The 8,247-nt window shown below is 37.3% G+C and carries 9 protein-coding genes and 1 pseudogene; 4 read left to right on the forward strand and 6 right to left on the reverse strand.

Annotated elements, in window-relative coordinates; all coding sequences use genetic code 11:
• Window positions 1–144: 144 nt before the first annotated feature.
• Window positions 145–285, reverse strand: coding sequence for a hypothetical protein (locus tag LAV82_RS31055; RefSeq protein ID WP_274157965.1), 141 nt, complete (start codon window positions 283–285; stop codon window positions 145–147).
• Window positions 286–455: 170 nt separating this feature from the next.
• The gene (locus tag LAV82_RS31060; protein WP_499717638.1) at window positions 456–1,646 is read right to left on the reverse strand and encodes a styrene monooxygenase/indole monooxygenase family protein; all 1,191 of its coding nucleotides are present in this window, start codon (window positions 1,644–1,646) and stop codon (window positions 456–458) included.
• 627 nt (window positions 1,647–2,273) lie between these two features.
• Between LAV82_RS31060 and LAV82_RS31065 the strand changes: the two genes are divergently transcribed.
• From LAV82_RS31065 to LAV82_RS31080, 4 genes are all read left to right on the forward strand, one after another.
• A complete protein-coding gene (locus tag LAV82_RS31065; RefSeq protein ID WP_499717639.1) occupies window positions 2,274–2,573 on the forward strand; it encodes a hypothetical protein in 300 nt (99 codons plus the stop codon).
• Window positions 2,574–2,585: 12 nt separating this feature from the next.
• The gene (locus LAV82_RS31070; protein ID WP_499717640.1) at window positions 2,586–3,719 is read left to right on the forward strand and encodes an FtsK/SpoIIIE domain-containing protein; all 1,134 of its coding nucleotides are present in this window, start codon (window positions 2,586–2,588) and stop codon (window positions 3,717–3,719) included.
• A complete protein-coding gene (locus LAV82_RS31075; RefSeq protein ID WP_499717641.1) occupies window positions 3,716–4,411 on the forward strand; it encodes a hypothetical protein in 696 nt (231 codons plus the stop codon). The genes LAV82_RS31070 and LAV82_RS31075 overlap by 4 nt, the downstream gene beginning before the upstream one ends.
• 244 nt (window positions 4,412–4,655) lie before the next feature.
• Window positions 4,656–4,976, forward strand: coding sequence for a hypothetical protein (locus LAV82_RS31080; RefSeq protein WP_499717642.1), 321 nt, complete (start codon window positions 4,656–4,658; stop codon window positions 4,974–4,976).
• A 242-nt stretch (window positions 4,977–5,218) separates the two neighbouring features.
• Here the strand turns inward: LAV82_RS31080 and LAV82_RS31085 are convergent, their stop codons facing one another.
• The 4 genes and pseudogenes from LAV82_RS31085 to LAV82_RS31100 all read right to left on the reverse strand — a co-directional run.
• Window positions 5,219–5,443 (reverse strand): helix-turn-helix domain-containing protein, encoded by a 225-nt coding sequence (locus LAV82_RS31085; protein WP_097813074.1) that lies wholly within the window; start codon window positions 5,441–5,443, stop codon window positions 5,219–5,221.
• A 600-nt stretch (window positions 5,444–6,043) separates the two neighbouring features.
• Window positions 6,044–6,937 carry a sigma-70 family RNA polymerase sigma factor gene (locus tag LAV82_RS31090; protein ID WP_499717643.1) on the reverse strand — a complete coding sequence of 298 codons (894 nt, stop codon included), beginning with the start codon at window positions 6,935–6,937 and terminating at the stop codon, window positions 6,044–6,046.
• A 206-nt stretch (window positions 6,938–7,143) separates the two neighbouring features.
• On the reverse strand, window positions 7,144–7,932 hold the full coding sequence (locus LAV82_RS31095; RefSeq protein ID WP_499717644.1) for a ParB N-terminal domain-containing protein: 789 nt from the start codon (window positions 7,930–7,932) through the stop codon (window positions 7,144–7,146).
• A gap of 109 nt (window positions 7,933–8,041) precedes the next feature.
• Window positions 8,042–8,247 (reverse strand): annotated as a pseudogene (locus tag LAV82_RS31100) (replication protein); the annotation flags it as partial.

Consider the following 8,247-nt stretch of genomic DNA (forward strand, 5'->3'; position numbering starts at 1 on the left):
CTCCTATAATCTATATGGATCTAGAATGGGGATCAGACACACTTATTTTGGAATTAGCTCCTGATTTCGAGACCCTCATGAATGGCTTATTTATTTATGAAGATGAAGAATGACTACATTTATACAATACAAAGGAACTGACATTCAATTGTCCGTTCCTTTTTTATTATTACGTTCAACTTTAGTCCTTGGGACATCTTTAGATCTCCCGTCCATTTCATGAAAAATATAAGCGACTAGACCAATCCCTAACATATAAAAAAAGAGCACATATTCTATGACCATCTAATCATCTCCTACTGCGGTAGATTTTCTTTTGGTCTATCAAGGTAAACATGCAACCTTACTGCGGTAGCTACTTAGTATCAAAAGAATAACTACTTCGTTTGGTAATCAGTATCTATTCCGTTAGTGTTAACATGCTATGCTCCTGTTCATGGCGGCCATTGACTTTTTTAATGTATCGTTGTTGTTGAAGTAAACGCTTCATACGCTTTTGTCGGATTGGCAAACCATTCAGCAATTTCATTCGCTTTTACTTGTTCCTGTGCACCCCGAAGTAACAATTGAACGACATGCTCAGGTAATGGTTTTGTCATAGCATTTGTCCATTCAGTTACCTCTTTTACATACTGTTTCGTTCGACTCCAATAAGACTCTCCTGTTTCTACGTCCCACTTAGAATCTTTGTATTCGATAAGGGTTTCATACAATTGTTCAGCACAGTAAGAAGAGAGATTACAACCTTGGCCCGTAATAGGATCGTTTAGAAATACACTATCACCACAGCCGACTACCAGCTTATTTTTAAACATGAGATATGGCTTTCGGACAACAGGCGTTAAGGCAGTTTGAAGAAAGCTATTTTTATCACATAAAGCGAAATTTTTTCCATCAATTCGGTTATAAATTTCAGGGAAAAACTGTTGAACTGTGTTTCTCATTTTAAGCGTAAACTCTTCTGCTCTTTTTATTCCTTTGAATACGTCTAAATCAATATTTGGTATTGCCATAATGAACAGTATGGTAGCAGGACCTTGTTCTGTTACTGCAGGTATTTCAAACATTTCACCCACCTCAGGAAGAACCGTTACACCTACTCCCAGAGGAGTATTTGCTTTTATACCTGTAAAATAACCAACGATACATTTTCGCTGAGGAGTTTTAAAAGGAGAAAGATCCTCTTCAATCGAAAACGGCAAAAGAGGACCATTCTTCCCTGTACAATCAATAACTAAATCAAACTCATTTATTAGTACTTCCACACCCTCTTTATCTACCTTTTCTAAACGGAATGTGACTCCTTTATCCACAAGGTCATTAATAGAATGCCAGTAATATAAACGTTGATCAACAGATAATGCAGGTTCTTTCAACTTTCCTACAAATAGTTTCTGATTTCCAATTGTAATGTGAATACTCTCAATAAGGGATTGTTCTCCCCATTTCGGCACATTAAAGCGTGTTTCACGATTCCTTGTGGGTCCAAAATGTACCTGGGTAGACATGATTCTGCCTCTTCTAATCTGATCTGCTGATTGACGTTCAATGACTGTAATATCAAAATCGTTCCTTAGAGCATAGGCTAGGTGCAGTCCGGCTACCCCACTACCAATAATACAGATTCTCTTTTTCAACAATCTCACACCCTCGTTAGAAAATTCGGCATTTACCAATGAATTTACGTAAATGCCCTAGTTACATTATAGATACTAAGTCTATGAAGTTTTTTGCTAACATCTTCCTGTAAATATAATTACTATTTATTTTATTAAAAGCTAATTTTTATGTAAATGATTCCTTAGAGATAGGAATTATAGACTGTAAAGTAAATTTGAGTTAAAAGATCCTTAATGGTTCTAGTACAAAAAATCCTTTATGGAAATATAAAGTGGCAGCTTCCTTTAAATTAATAACTTATAATGATAATCGAAACAATTGATCGATGAATTCTTTTTGATTTTGATTACTTCTTACATAATCAGCTACCCCTTACCTACTGCGGTAAGGGTTCTTTTTTATTTTTTCACTGGACAGGCAAGCTTACTGCAGTAACTACATAATATCTAAAGAATTATAACTCCATTACCTAATCAGTATCTAGTTCAGTATCGCTACCGCGTTAATACAAGCTTTATGCTTCCGGTGAAGCCGTTCATGGAATCTGTAAGGGAGCTGAGCCGAAGAGGCGAAGGGGGCGACCGGATGCGTCGAGCTGAAATAATAGGTGTGTAAAAGGCCAAAAAATAAAACGAATGAAAGAAGGTACTAACATGAGAAAAGCAAAAGGATTTACCTTTCAAAAAATATTGCCTCCACCTCACAAACCATCTCTTACGAGACCTCGTCCCCTTAAGGCTTATTCCTTTGTGCCTTTTAGTCCACTAGCCATGCTTGACCCCACTATTTTGACCATAGGAGGCATTGTCTTAGGAATTGCCCTCATCGAACGAATATTAGAGCGATGGGGTGTAATTGATCTGGTCGATCAGTTCGCAAAGGTCATGCGCTTTATCTTGCCTGTCACTTTCTATAGCGCCTTAATTTACTTTTTTGTGACCTTTATGTTTTGAGGAGGAATGTTGATGTTTGAGAAGCTCAAATTACGTGGCCAATTAATTAAAGCGTTTCGTACGGCAGAGATTTACCGGGTGGTGAAACGCGGAGACCGTACCTCCTATCTGTTTCCGAAAATTCATCAAATCGATCATCATCATACCTATACTCGGTACGCCTTTTCCTTACTGAATGGGATCGATCCTGAGCTTTTAACGAAAAAGAGATGGGCATTACGGCAAGTATTAGGGAGCAATATTGAAGTGAATGGCAGCTTAAAGAACTTTAGTATTACCGTTCATCATAAAAGCCTACCTAAGATGCTCAATTATAGGTATGAAGGCATTCACCCTCATATAGAGAAAATGGAGCTTCCGGTATGCATTGGTCAAGATATCTATGGAAGCCCTGTCTCATGGGATTTTGCGGATTTAGAAACGTTACTGATTTCTGGTGAAATTGGGGCAGGAAAAAGCAGCCTCATGCGTGTGATCCTCACAACATGGGTGAAATATGCCTCTCCTGAAGACTTGCGCTTAGTATTAGTCGATTTAAAGCGTGCTGATTTAGGGCTGTTTCATGGGATTGAGCATGTGGATGCGCTTTGCTTTGAGGCTAAGGATATGAGAAAACCTTTTGCTTTATTACGAGCTGAAATGTATCGAAGAGGCGATTTATTGTTAGAGAATGGCGTGACACATATCAGCAGGCTTCCATTTAAGCTGCCTCGAATTGTCGTGGTTGTAGATGAAATGTCCATCGTGAAGAGAGAGACGGATCTTGTAGAGATGATTCAACAGTTTGCCAGCCAAGGTCGTGCGTTAGGTGTTCATACGATTATTGCCATGCAGCGTCCCGATGCCGATTTGTTGAATTCAGCACTAAAAGCAAACTTACGGGTTCGGATCTCTGGCAGGCAGGCTGATGCGATAAATGCGAAAGTAGCCGGAGTACTAGGAGCAGAAGAAATCGATGCTGCAGCCAGAGGGCGCATGAAGATTAAAATTGATGAGGTCAAAGAGTTTCAAGCCTATTTTTTAGATGAAGAAGCTTGTAAGGAAATACTTACTCCTTATAAAACGCTTGTGAAAGATCCTGAACCAGAACTAGAAGTGGTATCACAGTCCATCTTTGGGTTATTAGAGAAGGAGGAGCAGCGATGAGTTACCGTTTATCTCAACGTGATAAAGAAATCATAGGGTTTGTTAATCAATTTAGAGCCGTGGATCGAGACTCATTAGTTGACCTCTTCTTTAAACAGCTGAAATCGCCCGTAAATGCATGTAATAGCGTCATGGTACGTTTATATCGATTAGGGGTAATTGAACGTACACAGCAATATTCTCCGACAGTCTATTTACCTGTGGATGCAAAGATCAAAAAGAACTCTCAAAAAATATTACATTTCCTTTCTATCTTGGATGTCTATAAACAAATGTGTACGTATAGCACACCTAAACAGGTCATTGTCGAAGATAAGCCCACTGGACGAAAAGGAGGCATTGAACCCGATCTCTTTTGTATTTTTAAAGGATCTCCGTTTTGGATTGAAATTCAAAGAAATCAGTATTCGGAACAGAAAATACAAGCGAAGATCGATCTCTATGAGGAGTTTTTCTTTTCAGATGAGTGGAAAGCATTACACTGGCAGCCTGAGGACCGATCACCCCTCTTCCCTTCTGTCATGTTGATTACACCTGTTCGTTATGCTGTTACTTCTGACCATATCCGCATTATACAAATAGCAAGCATTTATGAATTGATGGAGAAATATAAAAGCCCTTCAAAACAAACGAAAGAAGCAAGAGTGAGGCCATCACCTTCTTCTGGTGGAATAAAAATCAATTTAACATAGAGTGCTAGAAAATTGTTTGTAATTACCCAAAAACGGGCTATCTCAAGATAATGAGAGGTAGCCTTTTTATACACCTCTTATCGACGACTTGCTAAGAGTTTTGGAAACAGATTAATCATTACCGTAGAAGGAATTAATGCCATTAGGAAGCCAAATAATTTGTGGGCTGGTATCGGGAGAAATTAATTCGTATAATAAAAGAGAATCAGTAGTAATACCAAGACAACTGAGGAGGTGAGCGAATATGAGTTTACGAGAAGAATTACTCGCGCAGGAATACGAGGAAAGAACAAAGCCGAGAGGGTTCGTATACTTCAAGGACGCTGACGGACAAGTTGTCGCTAAGACTTGCCGTAAATGCCGTGAATTAAAATATGCAAAGAACTATCATCATAAAAGCGATGGGTTTGGACAACTTGGACCATACTGTAAAGTTTGCGTTTCTGTTCTTGACCGAGATTATTACGTTGAAAATAGAGAGCGAGTAAAACGGGTTAAAAATGCTTATTACCATAGGAAAAGAGCTGAGCAACTTTCTTTTAATTTATTCGAAGATAATGAGTAGGATTACGGCGGCCAATAAGGTCGCTTTTTTGTTTAAATGCTGATAAATTGCTAGAAACCACCATTCAATGTGCTAATGACATGGTTCAAGCACGCTAAGGTGTGAAGAGGAACAATTTGATAAATAGGAACGTTTTGATGGCAAATTAAAAACAGGCTTTTAAACTATTATTAAAGCCTGTTTTTATACACTTGGAGAAACAAACTTTCTAAAGTAATAAGAAAGAACAGTAATAAACATATTTAAATATCCCAAAAATCTTCGCTCTTAATGTTAGGATCAATCCTTCTTAATGCTTGTAATATCTTTTTCATGGTTCTTTGTGTAGGCAATCTTTCAGTGTTATTTACTAAATCACCAATCGTACTTCTACCTAATCCTGACTTTCTTACAAGCCATTCTTGATTAATGTTTCTTTTATCAATCCATTTACCAAGCCTAGTTCGCCTTTTTCCTAACCCGAACATTATAGATACCCCTTTACTTGTTATTACTCTAGTTATGTCCAAATTTCACTAAAAATAAAACGTTAAAAATAAGTCATAGTGGACAAGTCCTTACCATATCATTTATTAAGCAATTAAACTAAGACATTAAAAGTAAAATAAGCAGAGGATTTTAAATCTTTTAGAATAATGTCGATATTTTTGTCATAATCATATAGCATGAATACAGTTAAGACCGCCTTATACACTAATACATAATGGGCGGTCTTTGTTATAGGTATGAATAGATTTTGAGTATAATGGAAGATAAAAAACAGACTGCCTCAGAGAACGTAATAACATCGCTACCAACAGCAATTCCTAAATTACCAGGCCAGAAAACATAATTTAATTAGTGAATGAGAAAAGAGAACCCCATCTATCCTTATAGAGTCCTCTCCTTTATGAAATAAAATAATAGATAATAGTAAAGTGTAAAATATAACATTTTCAAGCATAATATAAATTTCTATACCTCTATAGAGTTACCTTTCTTATAAAAAAGGCTGTTTCACAAAATGAATGTGCAATGGAAAAGGCTAATATGTGGGACCAGTAAGAACAATCACAAAAAGGTAGGATTTATTGAGGTAACTTCTTTTTCCGTAGTCGGTGTAATCTCCGTTGAATCCCATGGGCTGATCTACCGATTAGTTGGCCAATTTCTTGTTGAGTACGACCTTCTTGATAAAACATGTACCATAGACGGGCATCTTCCTCTTCCGTCCACTTTTTATTTTCATATTTAGGCCGATTAAAATAATCATATTTTCTTTGTTCCCTTACCCAGTCGGGTTCTGGAATAAGAGTATTTACGGATACCTTAGAAAAATTAATAAGTTCCTTATTCTGGCATGCCCATTTCCAAAAGTCTGCTACATCAATTCCTAAAAATGTTCGTGTGTTTGCTCTCAAGATGTTATAGGGCAATTCTCTTTTCTGAATCCAGTTATAAATGGTATGAACATCAACTTGCAGGCACTCTGCTAGTTCATATACTGTAACATTTCCCAAATGAGCTCTTACGCCATGTATACCTAAACGATATAATCTAGACTCTAATGCTTGTATACTTCGCTGTAAGCGTCTAGATATTTGGTCAAGTGACTTAACTCCATACCATTTTACCAAGTATTCATCTTCTTTCTTTGTCCATCTACGTAATGACGTTTTTCGTACTAATTTTAACAGCCTAATTCGATTTGCAACAGAAGAAGGGCTCTTGCCTAAATGTTTTCCAATCTCTCGGTTGTTCATCCTATTAATATTTACTTTTAAGAACGTATCTTGGTCAGGGGACCATTTTTTGCGTATGCCATTCTGGTTGTTGCGAAGTTGTAGTCGTGAGACCCGTTTATTAACCGATTCTTTACTACGATTTAAACATTCACCAATTTTTTGGAGTGTCATCCGCCCATATTGTTCTTTTAGAAATAAATCTTCTTCCTTCGTCCACAGTTTTTGATTTTTAGTCACTATATCTCCCTCCAATTCGCGACTTAGATGTATAGAAAGCTACGTATAGAGAATAGTAGTGAAGATGTTCATCTGACCTCAACAAAGATTAAATCCTGTTTCATTTACCTTTTTATCTATTGGACATAGGTTATCACTTTGTTTAGTCTGTTTTTGTCTAATTTGTCAGTGAAACTATAAACAATCGTTACTTTTTCTTTGAGTTCTTACTTTTGATACTCATATACAACAGGAACTTGATCCATTTTGACCGTTTTGGCCACCACATAACGACGGTATCCATCTTTTAAGATCTTTGAACCTTTTTCAATCGTCAACGGCTCATCTAAACGCCCTGTACGCTTCACAAAATCGATCACCTTTTGCGTTTTTTCAGGGTTTGGGCGTGTCTTTAAGAACTCTTCAGGAACGATAATATCATCAAAGCTCAATAGATCCTGAGTTCCCTTCGGTTGGTTGGATAGTATTGTCTTTTTTTCCTCAGTCTTTTTCTCTTCTGTAGGCGCTTGTTGTACTTCTGGATGAATAGACTTTACTTCTTTCTTCTCTTCCTTTGATACAGGTTGAGAAACAGGTGCTTGCACTTCTTCCTTTTTTTTAGATTCCGTCTTCTGCGGTGCCTCAGGAGGCGCAGAAGCCTCTTGTTTAGATTCTTTTTTCTCTTCGGATTGATTCTTCTCTTTATCATTTTTATTCGGGAGAACGGTAATCTGGAAACAAATGACCCCTACTTCACCAGGGCATTCATCAATGGGAATGTCTAACGTTGGTTCCCCTTGAATTAAAATCTTTTCATGCATGATGCTTTTCTTCGTGAGTCCAGTTTTATTAAAGGCTTTCTTCGCAACAAATACGGTATACGAAATAAAGGTACTCTTCTTTAATCCTTTAGGCGCAGATGGTGACCCTTTTTCACGCATATCAAAGGCAACGTAGCGATCATATTCTCGTAGTGGTCCTGTGGCTGATCCGGTTAACGTAATTTTGTGTGGCATAATAGTCTCCTCCTGCGTAGATTATTAGTAATTGTTTATTTAGAACACAGTTCTAAATAAACATATTCTATTAAAACATCAGCTTCTAAGGAATTTCTACTTTTAAAAATTAGGAAGCTGTGTCTTTTAACTGGTTATGTTGACGCAAACATTCTTGTTCCTCTAGCGTTAAAGCTTGTCCTAGGTCTTGTTTTACCTGAGCTATTTCAAACAAACTGTACGTAGAACTGTGTTCTTGCAGCAAGTCCCCTTCTTCTGGTGTTAGCTCTTGTCCTAAATCTTGCTTCAACTGAATCATTTCAAGCTGTTGATCCA

The sequence above is a fragment of the Bacillus sp. ILBB4 genome (assembly GCF_035064545.1).
In the GTDB taxonomy this organism is placed as follows: Bacteria; Bacillota; Bacilli; order Bacillales; family Bacillaceae_H; genus Priestia.

Bases quoted from the DNA above. Each gene is read 5' to 3' on its own strand.
- LAV82_RS31075 (WP_499717641.1), top strand. From the start codon at position 3,716: ATGAGTTACCGTTTATCTCAACGTGATAAAGAAATCATAGGGTTTGTT.
- LAV82_RS31080 (WP_499717642.1), top strand. From the start codon at position 4,656: ATGAGTTTACGAGAAGAATTACTCGCGCAGGAATACGAGGAAAGAACA.
- LAV82_RS31055 (WP_274157965.1), bottom strand. From the start codon at position 285: ATGGTCATAGAATATGTGCTCTTTTTTTATATGTTAGGGATTGGTCTA.
- LAV82_RS31095 (WP_499717644.1), bottom strand. From the start codon at position 7,932: ATGCCACACAAAATTACGTTAACCGGATCAGCCACAGGACCACTACGA.
- LAV82_RS31070 (WP_499717640.1), top strand. From the start codon at position 2,586: ATGTTTGAGAAGCTCAAATTACGTGGCCAATTAATTAAAGCGTTTCGT.
- LAV82_RS31065 (WP_499717639.1), top strand. From the start codon at position 2,274: ATGAGAAAAGCAAAAGGATTTACCTTTCAAAAAATATTGCCTCCACCT.
- LAV82_RS31085 (WP_097813074.1), bottom strand. From the start codon at position 5,443: ATGTTCGGGTTAGGAAAAAGGCGAACTAGGCTTGGTAAATGGATTGAT.